Annotated in this window: 17 protein-coding genes, 1 other RNA gene and 1 pseudogene; 8 read left to right on the top strand and 11 right to left on the bottom strand. The window is 54.8% G+C overall.

The features are described from left to right. Positions 1 to 134: 134 nt before the first annotated feature. The 8 genes from Q371_RS07300 to Q371_RS07265 form a co-directional block, all read right to left on the bottom strand. A complete protein-coding gene (locus Q371_RS07300) occupies positions 135 to 1058 on the bottom strand; it encodes a manganese catalase family protein (RefSeq protein WP_051963590.1) in 924 nt (307 codons plus the stop codon). Positions 1059 to 1392: 334 nt separating this feature from the next. Next, positions 1393 to 2547, bottom strand: a complete 1155-nt coding sequence (locus Q371_RS07295; RefSeq protein WP_245618271.1) for an FtsW/RodA/SpoVE family cell cycle protein — start codon at positions 2545 to 2547, stop codon at positions 1393 to 1395. Further along, the gene (murD, locus tag Q371_RS07290; protein ID WP_034338253.1) at positions 2526 to 3806 is read right to left on the bottom strand and encodes a UDP-N-acetylmuramoyl-L-alanine--D-glutamate ligase; all 1281 of its coding nucleotides are present in this window, start codon (positions 3804 to 3806) and stop codon (positions 2526 to 2528) included. Before murD ends, Q371_RS07295 begins: the two co-directional genes overlap by 22 nt. Beyond that, entirely contained in the window at positions 3803 to 4744 is a 942-nt protein-coding gene (locus Q371_RS07285) for a phospho-N-acetylmuramoyl-pentapeptide-transferase (protein WP_245618270.1), read from the bottom strand. Before Q371_RS07285 ends, murD begins: the two co-directional genes overlap by 4 nt. After that, positions 4741 to 5490 (bottom strand): hypothetical protein, encoded by a 750-nt coding sequence (locus tag Q371_RS07280; RefSeq protein ID WP_034338250.1) that lies wholly within the window; start codon positions 5488 to 5490, stop codon positions 4741 to 4743. The genes Q371_RS07285 and Q371_RS07280 overlap by 4 nt, the downstream gene beginning before the upstream one ends. Continuing rightward, positions 5483 to 6730 (bottom strand): UDP-N-acetylmuramoyl-tripeptide--D-alanyl-D-alanine ligase, encoded by a 1248-nt coding sequence (locus Q371_RS07275; RefSeq protein ID WP_051963587.1) that lies wholly within the window; start codon positions 6728 to 6730, stop codon positions 5483 to 5485. The genes Q371_RS07280 and Q371_RS07275 overlap by 8 nt, the downstream gene beginning before the upstream one ends. A 266-nt stretch (positions 6731 to 6996) precedes the next feature. Then, entirely contained in the window at positions 6997 to 8586 is a 1590-nt protein-coding gene (locus tag Q371_RS07270) for a DAK2 domain-containing protein (RefSeq protein WP_051963585.1), read from the bottom strand. Beyond that, positions 8579 to 8914, bottom strand: a complete 336-nt coding sequence (locus Q371_RS07265; protein ID WP_034338247.1) for an Asp23/Gls24 family envelope stress response protein — start codon at positions 8912 to 8914, stop codon at positions 8579 to 8581. Before Q371_RS07265 ends, Q371_RS07270 begins: the two co-directional genes overlap by 8 nt. A 77-nt stretch (positions 8915 to 8991) precedes the next feature. Between Q371_RS07265 and Q371_RS07260 the strand changes: the two genes are divergently transcribed. Together Q371_RS07260 and Q371_RS07255 are read left to right on the top strand one after the other, a co-directional pair. Next, a complete protein-coding gene (locus Q371_RS07260) occupies positions 8992 to 9513 on the top strand; it encodes a hypothetical protein (protein WP_157442583.1) in 522 nt (173 codons plus the stop codon). Between the two features lie 163 nt (positions 9514 to 9676). Further along, on the top strand, positions 9677 to 10306 hold the full coding sequence (locus Q371_RS07255) for a hypothetical protein (protein WP_157442582.1): 630 nt from the start codon (positions 9677 to 9679) through the stop codon (positions 10304 to 10306). A gap of 60 nt (positions 10307 to 10366) precedes the next feature. Here the strand turns inward: Q371_RS07255 and ald are convergent, their stop codons facing one another. The 3 genes from ald to truB form a co-directional block, all read right to left on the bottom strand. Continuing rightward, positions 10367 to 11485, bottom strand: coding sequence for an alanine dehydrogenase (gene ald, locus Q371_RS07250; RefSeq protein WP_034338240.1), 1119 nt, complete (start codon positions 11483 to 11485; stop codon positions 10367 to 10369). Positions 11486 to 11769: 284 nt separating this feature from the next. Continuing rightward, positions 11770 to 12564 carry a MerR family transcriptional regulator gene (locus Q371_RS07245; RefSeq protein ID WP_034338238.1) on the bottom strand — a complete coding sequence of 265 codons (795 nt, stop codon included), beginning with the start codon at positions 12562 to 12564 and terminating at the stop codon, positions 11770 to 11772. Positions 12565 to 12614: 50 nt separating this feature from the next. Continuing rightward, entirely contained in the window at positions 12615 to 13547 is a 933-nt protein-coding gene (gene truB / locus Q371_RS07240; RefSeq protein WP_034338235.1) for a tRNA pseudouridine(55) synthase TruB, read from the bottom strand. Between the two features lie 226 nt (positions 13548 to 13773). Here truB and Q371_RS25480 point away from each other — a divergent pair, with 226 nt between their 5' ends. The 6 genes and pseudogenes from Q371_RS25480 (at position 13774) to rnpB (ending at position 17525) form a co-directional block, all read left to right on the top strand. Next, entirely contained in the window at positions 13774 to 14217 is a 444-nt protein-coding gene (locus Q371_RS25480) for a GbsR/MarR family transcriptional regulator (protein WP_051963583.1), read from the top strand. After that, entirely contained in the window at positions 14214 to 15116 is a 903-nt protein-coding gene (locus tag Q371_RS07230; protein WP_034338232.1) for an ABC transporter ATP-binding protein, read from the top strand. The genes Q371_RS25480 and Q371_RS07230 overlap by 4 nt, the downstream gene beginning before the upstream one ends. Then, complete coding sequence (locus Q371_RS07225) at positions 15100 to 15903, top strand: ABC transporter permease (RefSeq protein WP_034338229.1); 804 nt, start codon at positions 15100 to 15102, stop codon at positions 15901 to 15903. Before Q371_RS07230 ends, Q371_RS07225 begins: the two co-directional genes overlap by 17 nt. A 90-nt stretch (positions 15904 to 15993) precedes the next feature. Then, entirely contained in the window at positions 15994 to 16344 is a 351-nt protein-coding gene (locus tag Q371_RS07220; RefSeq protein ID WP_157442581.1) for a hypothetical protein, read from the top strand. Further along, a pseudogene (locus Q371_RS07215) lies at positions 16344 to 16940 on the top strand (pseudouridine synthase); the annotation flags it as partial. The gene Q371_RS07220 and the pseudogene Q371_RS07215, both read left to right, overlap by 1 nt. A 148-nt stretch (positions 16941 to 17088) precedes the next feature. Further along, positions 17089 to 17525: RNase P RNA component class A (gene rnpB / locus Q371_RS25510), an RNA gene on the top strand. Positions 17526 to 17761 lie beyond the last annotated feature (236 nt).

Here is a 17761-nt window from a genome sequence, read left to right as displayed (position 1 = left end):
TTGACTGCATTTGTGTTGCCGCTTTTTCGTGAAGCATCGCACGTTCGACCCACATTTGCTTAGATGGGTTGCTGAGCCTCAACTGAACATCCCTCCCACAAATGCAGGAAGGATGTCCAGAGGATGTGCTGTTTTCAGCGGGTTTTGTTGGCTTTGTTGCTCTGGGCTTTTGGCGTGACTCCCAGCCGTTCTGCGGTCTGGCTTGCAGTTTGGGTGGGAGACACCCCTCCTGCCATTTGCTCCATCTGGGCGTGGGCTTCTGGCATCGGAGGAGCAAGTCTCGGCTCTTCACCCATTGGGGTGACTTTGCGAACACTGAATGCGCTTTTGCCATCAATGGAAGGTCCAGAGGTGAACCGTCCTGTGGGCGCCTCAATCCCATCAATGCCGGTGGCAAAAAAGCTGTAGTTGACGTCCTGATTCTCCAGCTCCTGAGGGAAACTGTTGGGAATGGGCAAGACCCCCTGATGCCCCCCGAGTTCTTCCAGCACCGCAAGCCACTGCTGCTGGTGCATGGTGTCTCTGGCGATCAGAAAGGAAAGCATGTCTTTCATGCCGGGATCGTCGGTCAGGTGGTACAAACGGGTCGCCAGAGCCCGACCTGTGGCCTCGGCAGTCACATTGGCGTACATGTCGGCAGCCAGATTTCCGCTGGCATACACGTGGGACCCATCAAAAGGCACCCCATTGGCATCGCTTGCCAGAGCCGCCATCCCTGCGGAAAGGTACTGTCTGGGATCCATGCCGCCCATCACCGCCTCGACCAGAGGGTTTTGTTTTGCAGCTTGCTCCTGCATGTGGGATGGAGCACCTTCCAGATTCAAGGCCACAGCGGTGGCAAGCATCTCCACGTGGGCAATTTCCTCGGTGCCGGTTTCCAGCAGCATGTCACGGTACTTGGCTGGACCTCTGGCCCCCCATGCCTGGAACAGGTACTGGAGCATCACGCGGATTTCGCCTTCCACACCTCCAATGGCCTGTTGCAGCATGCGGGCGAAGCAGGGATCCGGGCGGTCCACCCGAACGGTGTATTGCAGTTTTTTGTCGTGGTAAAACATAAAGTTCTCCTTTCACAGAAAACGGTTTTCTGCCACTCTGGAGCAGCAAAAAAATCAAAAACGTTGAAAAACATCAAGCATTGTCTGATGTCCCCATCAGCCTAAGGTGAACAGGTGACAGTCAGATGATATGGGTCATGGGTTTTATGGGATTCTCTTGAAGTTAGAATGGAGAACATGCTCATTCTATGGAAATTTGCTGATTTTCATTAAAGGGCCCAAACGATGTCTTTTTTCTGCTTGAATAATGACATTTGTTTTTAGGGAAATCACTTGTATCATAAAAAAGACTGAAGCAATCACTTCAGTCTCTGGAGATTGTTGACAGAAGAATTTACAAGGCGGAGGCGTGCTCTGGGTTGGTCCCTTCGGCCAGACGGACTTCACGCAAAGCCGAGTGGATCAGGCCAAAAGCAATGCCCATGGACAGTTGTGAACTGCCTCCGTTGGACACCATCGGTAAAGGTACCCCGGTCACAGGAAAGAGGCCGATGGCCACACACAGGTTCACAAAGGCCTGTCCCACAATCATGAACATCGCTCCGGTCGCCATGATGCTGGCAGCGTGCAAATGCGGTCGGAACGTTCCCGCACTCACCACCATGGCCGATGCCCCGAGTCCCACATAGGCCACCAACCAGTACGCCAGAATCACCATCGCCACACCAATGAACCCTGTGGCGAAGGCCACACTGGCAATGATCATGTCGGTGTCTTTGGCCGGGAGTCTGGGCATGCGTCCATCCACCCCTTGTCCCCAGAGCCCACCCCGTTCCATGGCTTTGCGGGCCTGTTTGATCTGGTATCCCGAGTCCTGCGAAGTGTCTTTGCCCTGTACGGTGTTCACGTGACCGAAGAAACGGGCGGTGATGTAAGGGTGACGTTCCAGATAACTGCTGGCAAAAGGCAAGGCCACCAGAAACAACGACAGGATCAGGGCACTGATGCTGGTGAATCGCACCCCTGCAGCGAACATCATCAGGATGCCTGAGGCAAAAATCAGCACGCTGGTCCCGAGGTCTGGTTCCAGAATCACCAGAAAAGTGGTGGTCATGATCATCAGGCTGCTCTGCCAGAGTTTGGCATTGACCCCTTTGCGGGCAAAGGCGCTGCCGAGTTGCATGATCAGGGTCAGTTTGGCGATTTCGGAAGGTTGAAAGCGGATGGGACCGATTTCCAGCCAGCGTTTCACTTCACTGTCGTTGCCCCCCACCCCGATGAACAGGGTTAGGACCAGCAGGATCAGGGAGACCACCCACATGAAGGGTGCAATCCGAATGATCCCTTTGGGCCTCAGCATCGCAAAAATGAAGGCAGCCAGCATGGCCAGCAGGGTTTGTGGGATGTGGCCGGTCAGCTCTCCAGGCATGGCTGTGGCCACCCCGATCATGCCAAGCACCCCGAGGATGCCCTGTGCAAGCCAGAGGAGTTGCTGGTACTGGCGGCTTTTTAAGGTGAGGGTGGGTTTCAGGGTTCCTTCGTATAGCACTGGACAGCCTCCCGAAAAGCCCGCTCCCGATCTTTGTAATCCTTGAACTGGTCGAAACTGGTCCCCAGTGGGGCGAGCAGCACCGTTCCACCCTCAGGAAGCTGCTCGGCAGCGGCTTTTACAGCTTCTCTGATGGTAGCATCTCCATCTGCCTCAAAGATGATCTGGTGGGGAAGGTTAAAGGCGCTTGCAAACTGCGCTCCAGCCTCTCCGAAACCCACAATGAATTTGACTTTCTGCTGGGCCACTTCCTGCAAAGGTTCCAGAGCGGCCCCTTTGTCCCGACCACCCACCAGCCAGACGATGGGGGCTCTGGCTTGTTCCAGAGCAGATTTCACAGCGATGGTGCGTGTGGCAATCGAATCGACAACAAAATCAATGTTCTGGTGGGTGGCCACCCGTTCATTGCGGCCCTTGACGGGTTCTGCTTCCAGCAGAGCCTGACGGATGGCCTGCACATCCAGCGGTTTCTGGATTTGTTGCAGGTAGCTTTCGGTGGCCAGCACGGCTGCTTGTGCATTGGCAGGATGGATCCCTCTGGGCAAATTTGCTGCGTCCAGCACCAGATCACCGTTTTGCAACCGGATTTGCTCTGGCATGCGGGCAAATTTCAGGATGCGTGCCCGGGCAGAGGAGGGCACCTGCAGTTCTTCCATCACGACCAAGGTGTCGTCGGAAAGCTGGTTTTCCTGAATGCGCCATTTGGCCCCGTGGTACGCCTCGATGGTTTTGTGGCGGTCCAGATGGTCGATGTCCATGTTGGTGATCACCGCCACATGGGGTCTGAAGGTCTGGATGCGTTCCAGTTGGAAAGAAGAAATCTCCACCACGGCCACTTCGGCATCGTCGATGATGTCCAGAAAAGGCGGGTCGAAGTTGCCCCCAATCCGGGCATTCAGACCAGAGGCTTGCAGCAGTTGGGTGATCAGCACACTGGTTCCCCCTTTGCCTGCTGTCCCTGTGATTCCGACAATCGGGGTTCTGCGGGTCAGGAAGCCCAGTTCCAGTTCTCCGATCACTTTTGCACCCAGAGACCGCAGTTTTTCCAGATCTGGATGGTCAATGGGTACGCCCGGAGCAGCAATCACCCATGGGTAAGCTTGGTCTGCAGAGCCTTGCTGAAACCCCAGTTCTGAAACCAGTTCGAGGTCCTCTGGTTGGGGCCTCTGGTCCAGCCATTCGGCATTCCAGCCCAGTTTTTTCAGGTAACGGGCCACCCCGCGACCTGAGCGTCCGAGTCCGTAGATCAGGGCGTTCATTGTGCTTTCCCGAAAAGGCCCCATGCCAGAGCCGTGAAAATGGCCGTGATGGCAAAGAAACGACCGGCCACTTTGCCTTCCTGCCAGCCACTCAGTTCAAAGTGGTGGTGGATGGGGGTCATTTTGAAGATGCGTTTGCCTCCGGTTTGCCTGAAGTAGGCCACTTGCAGGGCCACACTCAGGATTTCCATGACGGGAACCACAGCAGCAATCGGCAAAAGCCAGGTGTGGTCATACAGGATGTAAGCCCCGGCAGCCAGAGCCCCCAGTGCGTGTGAGCCGACATCTCCCATGAAAATGCTGGCAGGTTTCCAGTTGTACCAGAGGTAACCCACGATGCACCCTGCCATGATGGCGACCACCGGAGACACCCCGATCAGGGGCAAAATGATGATCAGGGTCACCCCTGCACACAGGCCATCGACCCCATCGGTGAAGTTGAAGGCGTTTACAGCACCCACCATCACAAAAGTGTTGAACAGCAAATCAAACCAGAACACCCAGTCCATGGTGGTGGGGTGCGCCAGTCTGGCAGAGGCAATCCCGAATGCCAGACCCACCACAATCTGCAAAGCGATTTTGTAGCGGGCCATCAGGCCGCCCCGTTCTGCTGCTCCGGTCAGTTTGGAACGCACAATCAGGTAATCGTCAATCAGCCCGATGATGCCCATCAGCACAATGCTGAGCAGCAACACCACTTCCTGAGGTTTCACCTCGGTGAGCCCGGTCTGGATGTGATTGAGCACCCACACAAACAACAAAGCCACCACGAAAGGCGCACCACCCATGGTGGGTGTGCCCTGTTTCACCAAGTGGGTCTGGGGACCGTCTTTGCGTACGGTCTGGCCCCATCCGCGCCTTCTGGCGATGCCCAGAAACAGGCCGACAAAAAACCAGGCGGCCAGAGCCCCCCACACCACGTTGAGAAGTTCACTCACTTCGCACTCCCGACTGCGTTCAACTCCAGATCAAAACGCTGAAAAAATCCGTCTTTGCAAACCAGCATGACTTGATCGTACACCACGCCCAAGTGGCATTCCTTCTGAGAAGGCAGGCTCCAGGTGTTCAAAACCTCATTTTGCAGGTCTTTGAGCAGCACTTTTTGCCCTTGAAGCACAAATTGCTTGTTTCTCACTTGCACTGTGGGAACCGCAGCGGTTTGTACCCCGTTTGGCACTGCATACAGAAAAGCATCGCTGCTGTTGCGCAAAAAGGTGGTTTTGCCTTCCTGCAATTGATAGATCTTGCCACTGGCCAGCACGTAATCGGTGCCCTCCACGCTCAAGAGGTCTTCGATGAAACCCGGAAAGCGGTAAGAGGCGCTGTTCCCTGAGGGGTTCAAAACCCCACCATTTTCGAGGTAAATCAGGTTGTTGCTGAGGGCGCGTGCCCGTCCCACAGGGCGCACATCCGATACCCCTTGCACCCGGATCACCCAACTCGCATCAGGAAGGCTGGCGTATACCTCTTCGTTCCACCATGCCAGTCCAGAGAGGTTGGCAGGCAAAGAGATTTTTTCCAGCTCAAAACGGGGCCCTTGAAGGATGTACACCGTGCGCCCTGAACCCCAAGCGATCCCTCTGGAAAACGTGGCCACAGACAGGCTTTTGCCTTGAGGTCCCACCTGTGCTGACGGAGCGCAGGACACCAGAGCCAGCATGAACACCGCCAGACGTTTAAACACCAAAAGCCTCTTTGATGGCCTGCACCGCCTGTTCGAGCCTGACCCCTCTGGAGGCTTTGAACAGCACCACATCCCCGGCCCGCACTTCCTGTTTGAGGGTGTGGATCAGAGCTTGCATGTCGGTTTGTGGATGGGCGGAAAGTTGAGCGGCATGCTCACCCACGCTGAACACCAGATCGGCGTACTGCTGGGCAAAATTCCCGATGCTGCGGTGAAACCCTGCAGCGTCGGGTCCAAGCTCCAGCATGTCACCCAGCACGGCCAATTTGCGACCTTTGTAATGCTTGAGGTTTTCCAGACTGGCCCGCATCGAAATGGGATTGGCGTTGTAAGTGTCGTCAATGACGGTGATCCGGCCCACATGAACCCGGAAGCGCCCGCCCGGCACATCCACACTCTGGAGGCGCTCTGCAGCTTCACGCAAAGGGATTTTCAGTTCGCTGGCCAGTCCCAGAGCCAGCACAGCAGCTTCTGCAACCACCTGAGAAGTGGTGGGAACCGTCACGCCCTGATCCATGAACTGGAAGTGGCACTGCTCGGGATCGAAATTCAGGTTTTTGCCCTGAAAAGTACCCTGCTCGAAGCCGTAAGTGGGCAAACCCGGATAAAAATGGCTGCACCTCTGGCTGACCACCCCGAGTTTGCGGGCCTGCAAAATGACCCCTTTCTCGCGTGCAACGTTTTCCACGGTTTTCAGGAATTCCAGATGCGCCTCACCCACAGCGGTCACCACACCATAATCCGGTGAAACCAGAGCCACCAGTTCTTGCATTTCACCCATGCGGTCGATGCCCATTTCCACCACCAGAGGGGCAGGGGTGATGGTGGCATGTTCCAAGAGGAAACAAGAAATGGCATTCAGGGTGTTCAGGTTGCCGGGGGTGCACACCCCATCCACGGCTGCACGGACATGTTCTTTGGCGGTGGTTTTGCCTGCACTTCCGGTGATTCCAATGACTGCATGGTCATGCTGGTCCCTCTGGTGGCGTGCCCACTGGCGCAAGGCCGCAGTGGCATCTTCCACCTTCAGGGCACGGGGCACATCCAGATTGGTCAGCACAAAAGGAGCACCCCGTTCCAGAGCCTGTTCAATGAATTCATTGCCATGCCGGGATGCCCCTTGCAAGGCCGCAAAGGCGGTGTTTTCGTCACAATCCTGTGCCACAAAAGTGATGCGGTGGGCCGCTCTGGCCTCCGGGTGGCATTGCGCATCAAACGGAAACTGGTGGGGATCAATCATACAGGCCCCATCCTACCGCACCTGCATGAAAAAAATGGACGTGTGGAAAACAGATGGGGTGCAGAAGGCAGAAGAACAAGGCAACTCCAAAGCCACAGCATCAAATGGGAGGTTGAGGCCTCCTCAGAGAGGGCAACATTGCGCGAGGCATGAGAATGCTGGCCTGTGTTGCTGGCTTCTGTGTGAATGGTCAAAAAGCAATCTGCATTATGCCTTTTGCAAAAAACCCTCAGCTTTAAGGGCTGAGGGTTTTTGACCAACTTGGATCACTCCAGAGTCACCAGATAATCGTACAGGTCCGGCCCGCCAGCATGGATTTCCACCATCAAATCGGGGAAAGCCTCCTGAAGCGTGTTCATGAGACCATCAATTTGCTCTTGATCGACATTGGGACCCGTGAAAATGGTGGCCACAGTCTGATCGGTGTGCACCTGACGCAGCATGGTCAGAACGGCTTCCTCTGGGGTGCCCCCTGCATGCACCAGTTCATCGTCTTTCAGGCCAATGACCCCGCCTTCTTCAATGTTCAGACCGTTGAGTTCAACGCTTCTGGAAGCCCGGGTGACTTCCAGAGTGGTGACCCGATTGGCGCTGTCCTGCATCATTTCCAGTTGCTCTTCAACAGGGGAGAAGCTGGAAAAGCCGATGGCTGCACTCATGCCCTGCCCGAGGGTGCGGGTGGGCAGCACCTTCACATGGGGTCCCAGCAACTCTGCGGCTTTCTGGGCGGCCATGATCACGTTTTTGTTGTTGGGCAGAATGATGATTTCTCTGGCGGTCACGGATTTTGCTGCATCCAGAATGTCCTGCACACTGGGGTTCTGGGTTTGTCCTCCCGAGACCACACGGGCACCCAGAGAACGGAACACTTTCACCAAGCCGTACCCACTTGCCACTGCCACCAGACCACTCTGGGGGAGGTCTTCTTCTGCCCGGGTGCTGGCCCCTGCCATGGCAAGGATTTCGGTGTGCTGTTCGCTCATGTCTTCCACTTTGGTGCGGACCATGTTGCCGTGTCTGGCCACCGTGGAAAGCAACTCGTCTGGTTCGTTGGTGTGGATGTGCCCTTTGACGTATCCTTCAGCGCCCACCACCAGCAAACTGTCCCCGTAAGGGGCCACCAGTTCACGGACCTTTTCGATGGGCAAGGTGCAGTCTTTCATCAGGAATTCGGTGCAGTAACCAAACTCCTCGTGTTCCACACCCTGACCTGCGTAAGACTCGATTTTGGGAGCTTCGGGAAGGGCACGGTTGTGCAAGTAAGCCAGCATGCCTTCCAGCAGATACAGGTAACCCTGACCCCCACTGTCCACCACTCCGGCCTGTTTGAGGGCGGGAAGCTGATTTGGGGTGTTGTCCAGAGCGATCTGTCCTGACTTCAAAGCACATTCCAGCAGTTCCTCAATGGTGGTCACTTTGGCTTTGCGTGCCCCAGAGCCCACTTCTCGGGCAACGGTCAGGATGGTGCCCTCTACGGGTTTCATCACAGCAGCGTAGCCCAGTCTGGAGGCTTGCTCAAAAGCGGTTTTCAGGGTGTCCACAGACACGGTTTTGTGATCACGGATGCTCTCAGAGAAGCCTTTGAAGAGTTGGCTCAGGATCACGCCACTGTTGCCTCTGGCCCCGAGCAGACCCCCGTAAGCGATGGCCTTGGCCACGCTGGGCATGTTGTTTTCATCGCAGGTGTCGAGTTCCCGGCGGATGGACTGCATGGTGAGGTGCATGTTGGTGCCCGTGTCGCCGTCTGGAACGGGGTACACGTTCAGGGCGTTCACCTGCTCTTTATACACCCCGAGCCAGTCGGTGGCATAACGCAAAGAGGCGGCAATCTGTTGAGGGGTGAGGGTTTCAGGCATGGCTGACTCCAACCGCATGCACCGTCACTCCTGCAAGCTCAATGCCTGCATTGCGTTTGACAAAGTCTTTGACTTTTTCTTCGATGTTGCGGGCCACAATGGGAATGTTGACGCCAAAAGCCACAATCACATACAGGTCAGCACTGTACTGACCGTTGCTGTCTTTTTTGATGGTGACCCCTTCAGAAGCCTGGGCTTTGCCCAGAATCTTTCTCAGGCCGTCTCGGATGTTGGCAGGGGACATCCCCACCACGCCGGGAATTTCGTGTGCCGTCAGACCAATCAGGGCAGCGAGGGCCCCTTCAGTGATGGTAATGTGTCCTTTCATGTTTACCTCTATAAACCTCAGAGTATACCGGAGTTGAGGCTTTTGAGAGGACACATGAACAATGCATAATGGTGTTCATGCAAAAAGTTTCAATGGATTCTCAGAAAAAATGGTTCGGGATGCTGATGGTCACTTTGTTTTTTGGATGCGCTCCAATTCCTGCAGGCTCCAGCAAGGATGCCCCAAATGTGTTTGCTGCGGGCCAATCGGTGAACATTCCCCATGGCACCTCTTATTTCTCAATGTCTTATACGGCTCTGGAATTGACCGGTTCAGGAAAAACATTCACTGCACTGCGACCAGATTCTGAATTTGCAACCTTCACAGGGGACAGCATTCCCTTGGGAGATTTCACTTCACGGTTCCTTTTGAAAGATCCTGCTGAAGACAAAGTGGTTTTTGAACTGGTCAAAGTTGAAGGGTTCAGGAAAATCAAAGACCGAACAGGAACACGGGTGACATTCGTTGATCATCTGACCCTGACTTTCAAAACCGTTGCCACAGACATCGGCTACAGTGGGAATTATCGGGTGTTTTTGTCGTTTGATGGCAAACTGGAAAAGCCTCTGGACTTTCAGGTCCGTGAAGTCTTCAGGTGAAACCCCAGAGCATGGTTTCAATTTGCAAGATGACCTGCTGATTCTTTGATGTCGTTTGATGACACCTCTAGGAAATTTGGCTTAATCCTTCTTGTTCTTCTTGCAAAAATTTCATCCAACATTCATAATATTTCAGGAGTCTTTGAGACCCAGTAGGTGAAAAATGCGTAATATGTTGTTGGTCTGTGGTTTAATGGTTGGATTGATTGCGTGTGCTCCGGCGGCGGGCGTCAATAACTCTAAGAATCCTTATAAAGCTGAGAGATACGAAAGTCTGAGCACCATTGCGGTCAAGTCGGGCACCATCACTTATGCCACAGTGGCCTATTCCGAAAAATATTGGGATGGTGATTTTTCCAAACTCGTGGACAAGTCGGTTCAGGTGTCAGAAACACCCAGAGAAGGCGATGTGTATGCCAGTGAACTCAGTGGAATGCTGACCGTGAATTCTGTCTCTCCTGCAGCAGGTGTCGATGTCCAGATTGCTTATGTTGAAGCCCGTCGTGAGATTGACAGTCTTTACAACACTTATGATGAAAGTGGATACTACTACTATGACAGCATTGATGTGACTTATCGCATCAAGGTGGAAAAGGACATCAAAGAAATTCCCATGTACTATACTGTGGGCATCAAAAACAACTACAAAAATCAAGACAAAAGTGTGCTGCTTCGTTTGAGCATTGATGGCAGGAGCTTTTTAACAGACCTCCTCAAAGACGACGAAGAAACCCCCAAGAAGCCTGAAACCCCTGAAACCCCAACCAAACCTGAAACCCCTGAAAACAAATAAAATCCAGAGTGCATGAAAAAAGGAGGTCTGAAAAGACCTCCTTTTTGTTTTTTGCTCTGGTCAGGCCAGCACTTTTTTCAGGGCTTCAGTAGGGTCCACAAACTTCAGTCCGAAGGCTTCTGCAACCCCTTCGTTGGTGCATTCGCCCTGATAAGTGTTCAGGCCTTTCAGCAGGGCAGGGTTGCTGGTCAGGGCATCCAGACCTTTGTCTGCCAGTTCCAGAGCGTAACGGATGGTCTGGTTGGTCAGGGCGTAGGTGCTGGTTCTGGGCACTGCACCGGGCATGTTGGCCACGCCGTAGTGCACCACATCATCGATCACATAAGTGGGATCGTCGTGGGTGGTGGCATGGATGGTTTCCACGCATCCACCCTGGTCCACGGCCACATCCACAATCACACTGCCGGGTTTCATCAGGGAAAGCATGTCTCTGGTGATCAGGTGGGGGGCTTTGGCTCCGGGGATCAGCACGCCACCGATGACCAGATCGGCCTGGGCAATGGTTTTGCGGATGTTCTCTTCGGTGCTCATCAGGGTGACCAGACGGCCTCCGAACACATCATCGAGGTATTGCAGGCGTTTGTGGCTGACGTCCAGAATGGTCACCTGTGCCCCGAGGCCCATGGCCATTTTGGCCGCGTTGGTCCCGACCACACCACCCCCGAGGATGACCACTTTGCCGGGCTCCACACCGGGAACGCCGCCGAGCAGTACGCCCAGACCACCGTTGGGTTTTTGCAGGTGGTAGGCTCCGGCCTGCACTGACAGGCGTCCGGCCACTTCGCTCATGGGGGTGAGCAGGGGCAGGCTTCCGTCAGGCAGTTGCACGGTTTCGTAGGCCACACCGGTGGTTCCGCTTTCCATCAGGCGGTCTGTGAGGGGTTTGTCTGCAGCAAGGTGCAGGTAGGTGAACAGCAAGAGCCCTTTTCTGAGGTACTTGTATTCCCGCTCGATGGGTTCTTTGACTTTGACGACCATGTCTGCGCCCCAGGCTTCGTCTACCGAGACAAGCTGTGCGCCAGCAGCGAGGTAGGCTTCGTCGGAGATGCCCGAGCCCACACCTGCGCCACGTTCAACCAGAACCGTGTGCCCACGGCGAACCAGACTGGCTACGCCACCGTCGGTAAGGGCCACGCGGTTTTCTTTGACTTTGATTTCTTTAGGCAAGCCGATGATCATGTTGACCTTCCTTCTCAGCACTTCTTTGCAGAAGTCTGGTATTGCGAAAGCACATTGCTGCTCAGACACACATGTTGTGTATCCTGTATACAAGTTGCTTGAACCTTAAGATAACCGATTTGCCCTGCAAAAGGGAAGATGGTTTTTTCCTCATTTTGAGCGACTGAACCCGGTCAAGATAAGTGTTGATTGCACACGAAAAACATCCACCCTGAGATGTTTCAGGATGGATGTCGACAAAGGCATAAATATTGAAGCTCGAGTATAACTTTACATCCAAGGCTTCAGGTCTTCTGCTTGACTGGAATGTGGATTTCCGTCAGGTGCTGGTTTTCGTCTGCATCGAAGTGCAAATACACTTCACGCATGTGGCCTGCCCGTTCATATCCCTGTGCTTCCAGAAAGGTGGCCAGAGCTGCATAAGCCTCTCCAAGGACCTCATAACTGCCCCGATGCAACACCACTCCCATCTCAGGGGTTGCCTCTTGAAGGTGGCACTCGATTTCAGAGGTGCCTTCAACAGGTTTTTCAATGGGAAACACCAATTCCAGCGTGAAGGCGGCCATGTCTCCATAATCGCCATGCCAGATGACGGTGTCTGGTCCAGTGCGCTCGACAGGATGATGCTCAATGTGCTGGCAGAGCCTGTTCCAGAGGACCTGCATCGGTGCAGTGACATGCTGGTAATCCTGTGCGGTTTCACGGGTGGACAGCACATGGCGGGCCGGGATGGAACGGATCTCGGGACTGTACATGCGAACCTCCTGCAGTCTGTGTTCCAGACGCTTGATTCTGGATTGAAGCTGCTCAAGTTCTTGTTGCAGCATCCTGCGGTGTTCCTGCAAAACCTCCTGCAAAGAGGCCGGTGGGCCCACCAGAACCTGTCTGATGGTGTCCAGAGGAACACCCAGCTCCCGCAAAGACAGGATCTGCTGCATTTTCTGCAGGTCCTGTGCGGAATACATGCGGTATCCGTTCTCAGACAGGCGCTCTGGAGAGAGCAACCCCACCTCGTCATAGTGCCTGAGGGTTCGCAGGGTCACCCCTGTGATGTGTGCAAATTCACCGATCTTGAACATGGCTTCACCCGCAAACAGTCTCGTGGCTCACGCTGGGTGAAGGTCAAGGGTCAGTGCCAGACCCTGAGCACCTTCAAAACCCCATCGGTGACTTCGGCCACAGCGACCAGAGCCCCTTCGTGCAGGATCACGAGGCGGCCATCCGTGTCATGGCGGATTTTTTGTCCTGAACGCAATCTGCGTGCCAGTTCTACATCCACTTCCAGCACTGGAAATTCCAAGGCAGAGGTTTCTGGAAAACCTGTGGCCTCAGGGAGGGCTTCAAGGGTCACACAGTCTTGCAGGTGGTATTTTCCGGCCCTTGTTCGGACCAGACCTGCAAGGTGGGCAGGAACGCCCAGAGCCAATCCCACATCTCTGGCCAGAGCACGGATGTAAGAGCCTGAACTGACGCTGCAACGCACCATCAACACTGGAAAATTCCCAAGTTGCTCTGGGAAAGAGAACTGGCGTCCTGCGGGGTCCAGATCCCACCCTGTTTCTTTGGGACCGAATCCCAATGCAGGAAGGCTCTGGGCGTCACTGACCCCCAGCAAAGTCAATTCGTGGATGGTGATGGACCGGGCAGGCAAATCAATTGAGCCTCCCTGACGGGCAATGTCATAAGCCCGCACCCCACCCACCTGAATGGCACTGAATTGAGGGGGAATCTGCTGTTGAGGCCCCAGAAAACCGTTCAAGGCTTCCTGAAGGATTGCAGCCTCTGGCATCTCAAATTCAGCGGTTTCGGTGATGGGTCCTTCTGCATCCAGAGTCAGGGTGGAGGCCCCCAGAGCAATGAAAGCCAGATAATCCTTGGAGTCGCTTTCCATGAATTGAACCAGTTTGGTGGAACCATTGACACACAAGACCAGCACACCTGTCGCCAGAGGATCCAGCGTTCCAGTGTGTCCAATCTTGCGGGTTTGCAGCAGTTTTCTGGACTTGGCCACCACATCGTGTGAGGTGAAGTGCAGGGGCTTGTCCACGGCGTAAATCGGCATGGGAGTAGGCTACAGGATTGCAGGTGGGATTGGAAGGCAAAAGGCAAGACCCTCTCCAGAGTCCAGTGGTGGAGCAACTTTTTGAAGATGGTTGCACATGGACTCACCTGAGCGAACTGTGGCAAATGCATCGGTTGATTCGAAAAAGGTCCTCGACAGGGTGAGCCTGCGGGTGTACATTCATTATTGAAATTTCAATAATTATTGAAATTTCAGAAAGGAGCCCATGACTCCAGAGCAAGAACAATTCATTGAAAAAACCACGCAGGTCATCGAGCAACAGGGAGGACAGCGCATCATTGGCATGATTCTGGGCGCTTTGCTCATTCATGAACGGTCTGAATTGAATGCCCATGAGCTGCAAGACATCCTGCATGCTTCCAGAGCTGCCATCAGTCAGGGGTGCACCACCCTGGAGCAAATCGGCTTCATTGAGAAAGTGCGGCGCAAAGGGGAACGCAAGAGCTATTACCGCATCCGTGAAGGCATGTGGGAGAAGATCACCCTGCAAGGGGTCCAGAAGTTCACGGTGCTCCGCGAAACCGCAGAACTCGGTCTGAAAGTGGCCCCCAATGACCGTCTGCAAGAGATGCAGGGGTATTTCCAGTACTGGGAAGAAGCCTACCCCCGAATCATCCACGAATGGCAACAAAGGAAAAAACAACCATGAGTGTCGTTGCGGTTCAAAAACTCAGCAAAACATATGGCAAATCCAGAGGCATTGAAGGTCTGGTGTTCGAGATTCAGCAGGGCGAGGTGTTCGGTTTCCTCGGGCCAAACGGGGCAGGGAAGACCACCACCATTCGCACCTTGCTGGGCATGTTGAAACCCACTTCTGGAAGTGCTTCCATTCTGGGTCTGGACATCCTGCGGGACTCTGTCAAAATCCGCAGCAAAGTGGGCTACCTGCCCGGAGAACTCAACCTGTACCCCGAGATGACCGCTCTGGAGGTCTTGCGGTATTTTGCAGACCTGAGGGGAATGAAACTGGGCACAGAGGTTCAACAGATGATCGAACGCCTCAAACTGGACCCCAAAAAACGCATCAAAGACCTCTCCAAAGGCAACAAGCAGAAAATTGGGATCATTCAGGCGTTCATGCATCACCCGGAAGTGCTGATTCTGGACGAGCCCACCTCGGGTCTGGATCCCCTGATGCAGTACGAGTTTGACCAGTTGATTCTGGACAGCAAAAAGCAGGGCAAAACCATATTGCTCAGCTCCCATGTCCTCTCCGAAGTGGACAAAACCGCCGATCGGGTTGGCATCCTCAAAGAGGGACGCCTGATGGTCCAGAGCACCATGCAAGAACTCAAAAGCCACGCCAGACAGCAAATTGAGGTGGAGTTTGCGCACATCCCCTCTGGAGACCAGTTGCAGAACATTCCGGGCATTCAGGAAGCACAGGTGCAAGGCAGTCGGGCGGTTTTCACGGTGTCTGGCAAGATGGACGGTTTCATCAAAACCCTCTCCCATTATGAAATCCTCAGCCTGCGTTCCCTGAGTGCCGACCTCGAAAGCCTGTTCATGGATTACTACCGGGAGGACCCCCATGCTCAGCGTCTTTAAAAACACCTGGCTGAGGGCCAGAAAAACCATGCTGTTCTGGTGCATCGCTCTGGTGCTCTGGGCATTGACAGAACTCAGCCTGTTCAAGTCCATCATGTCCGAAGGGGGCATGGCCCAGATGTTTGAAGGGGCCATGCAGAACATGCCCGAGGTGCTCAAACAAATGTTTTTCACCATGGACATCACCACCCCTGTGGGGTATTTCAATGCCCGGTTGCTCAGCCTGACTTTGCCTCTGGTGATGGTCATTCACGGCATCAGCCTTGGGAATGCTGCTGTCGCTGGAGAAGAGCAACACGGTCAACTGGATTTGCTGCTCTCCAATCCCATCTCCAGAACGCGTTACTATCTGGGACGCTGGCTGGCCATGGTGACCATGCAACTGCTGCTGGTGGGGGTGTTTTACCTGACCTGTGTGGGAATGGCGCCCATGATGGGCATCCCGTTTGAAGGGGCACACCTGCTGGACGCTCTGGTGAGTGTGTTCCTGTTGGGTCTCACTGCTTCTTCGCTGGCATTGATGGCCGGAAGCCTGTTCCCCCATGCAGGTGTGGTGATGGGGGTCAGCAGTGTGGTGTTGCTGCTCAGTTACCTGCTCAATGCAGCAGCCCCCCTGAATGCCGACCTGAAAGACCTTCAAAAGCTCTCGGTGTTCTACTACTACAACGAATACCTGCCCATCAAAAATGGACTGGAAGCCAGCAAAGCACTGGTCTTGCTGGGTGCAGCTCTGGTGCTCGGGGTGGTGGGCCTGATCCGGTTCAACACCAGAGACCTGAGCAAATGACCTGACGGGCAGAGGTGTAAATTCTGTTCCAGCACGCCTCTGCCCCTTCAGGCTCTCGGCATTCACATGTCCAGAATGTATGATGTTGCGGTGACACGCGCCGTGTACTTCATCAGTGGAACCCTCTTCATCGCACTGGGTATTTTCTTTTACTTTGTGTTTGCGAATCCCACGCTGGATGGAATTCAGGTCCTCACCCTTTACCGCATGCTCGGGGCCGCTTTTGTGGGCTTCGGGTTGACCGCATTTTTTGCCAGACCCAGCACTGGGCTCAGCATTGGGCTGGCCGCAACCCAATTTTTGCTGGTGGCAACCCTCGTTCCCGCCATCCTCAGCAAGTATTTGCAAGGTCCCACCACAGTGGTGGTCTGGGGCCTTTCTGCAGCGTTCGGACTGCTGGCCGTCCTGAACCTGATGTTCATTCCTCGAAGGGAGATTTGATGCCCAGATTGCAGAAAATTCTGGCTCAGGCAGGTGTGGCCTCCCGCAGGCACGCCGAAGAATTGATTCAGGCCGGACGGGTGACGGTCAATGGCAAGGTGGCTTCTCTGGGCCAGAGTGCAGAGTTCTCAGACAGCATTGCCGTGGATGGCAAGCGCATCGAACTGGCCTCCAGCCACAAAACCTACCTGCTGTACAAACCCAAAGGGGTCATCACGACTGCCTCTGACGAAGCCGGACGCAAAACCGTGCTGGACCTGATGCCCGTCATTCCGGGTTTGCACCCTGTGGGCCGTCTGGACCGCCTCACCGAAGGTCTTTTGATCCTCACCACCGACGGTGACCTGACCCTCAAACTCACCCACCCGAGGTACCAGCACGAAAAGGAATACCGCATCTGGTCCGAAGAGGAAATCACCAACGAAGACCTGCACCGTCTGGAAGATGGCATTGAGCTCGATGACGGCATCACCCAGCCTGCTCTGGCCAAACGTGCTCCAGAGGGTTTGTACCTGACCATCCGCGAAGGCCGCAACCGTCAGGTGCGCCGCATGATGGACGCCATCGGCAAACCGGTGCGCCGTCTGGTGCGTGTGCGGCTCGGGGGATTGACGTTGCGTGGGGTCAAACCCGGTGAATACCGCCAGCTGACCGAGCGCGAAATTGAAGTGCTTTTGCACGAGACCTGCAGTCCCAGAGAACGGACCCGCTTGCATGAAGAGTGGGATTATGTAAAATACGGATTCGGGAAGAGACACGGTCGCGCGTTTACACGTGAGGAAAGTCCGGGCACCACAGGGCAGGATGCCATGCCAACGGCTGGGCGACGAGCAAACCAGCCTCCGAAGGGCAGAGGTGCGAAGTCGACGGAAAGTGCCACAGAAACCAGTCCGCTGCGCCGTCCGCGAACAGCGGAGCGGGATGTCCGAAACGGAACCCGCCGCAAGCGGTGACAGTCAGGGTGAAACGGTGCGGTAAGAGCGCACCAGTTCTCTGGGAGACCAGAGGAGCTGGTAAACCCCATCTGGTGCAAGGTCCGACAGTCGGCGAGGGGCTGCCCGTCCCATCGACCCGCAGGATGACCGCTCGAGGCGTCTGGCGACAGGCGTCCCAGATAGATGACCGTGACATTCAGGTGTCACCTGAATGGACAGAACCCGGCTTACCATCTTCCCACCCCCGCAAGGGGGATTTTTTTTGAGCGATCAGCCTTCAGCCGTCAGCGCTCAGTGCAAAGACCACCCAGAAGCTTTTGCTTTCGAAAACAGCAACACACAAAGACCTAAAATGAAAGCCACTCGAATTTTCAGGTCAAAGGCAGCAAGAAAACTGTCTTGCTGGCTGATGGCAGACAGCTCTTTCTGTTTGCGTCACCTGAACCGCAATTTTGTGTCGGCCCTGTGCTCTCTGACTGCTT

Source organism: Deinococcus misasensis DSM 22328, assembly GCF_000745915.1.
GTDB classification, from domain to species: Bacteria; Deinococcota; Deinococci; order Deinococcales; family Deinococcaceae; genus Deinococcus_C; species Deinococcus_C misasensis.
This window is presented reverse-complemented; position numbering and strand designations above follow the sequence as displayed.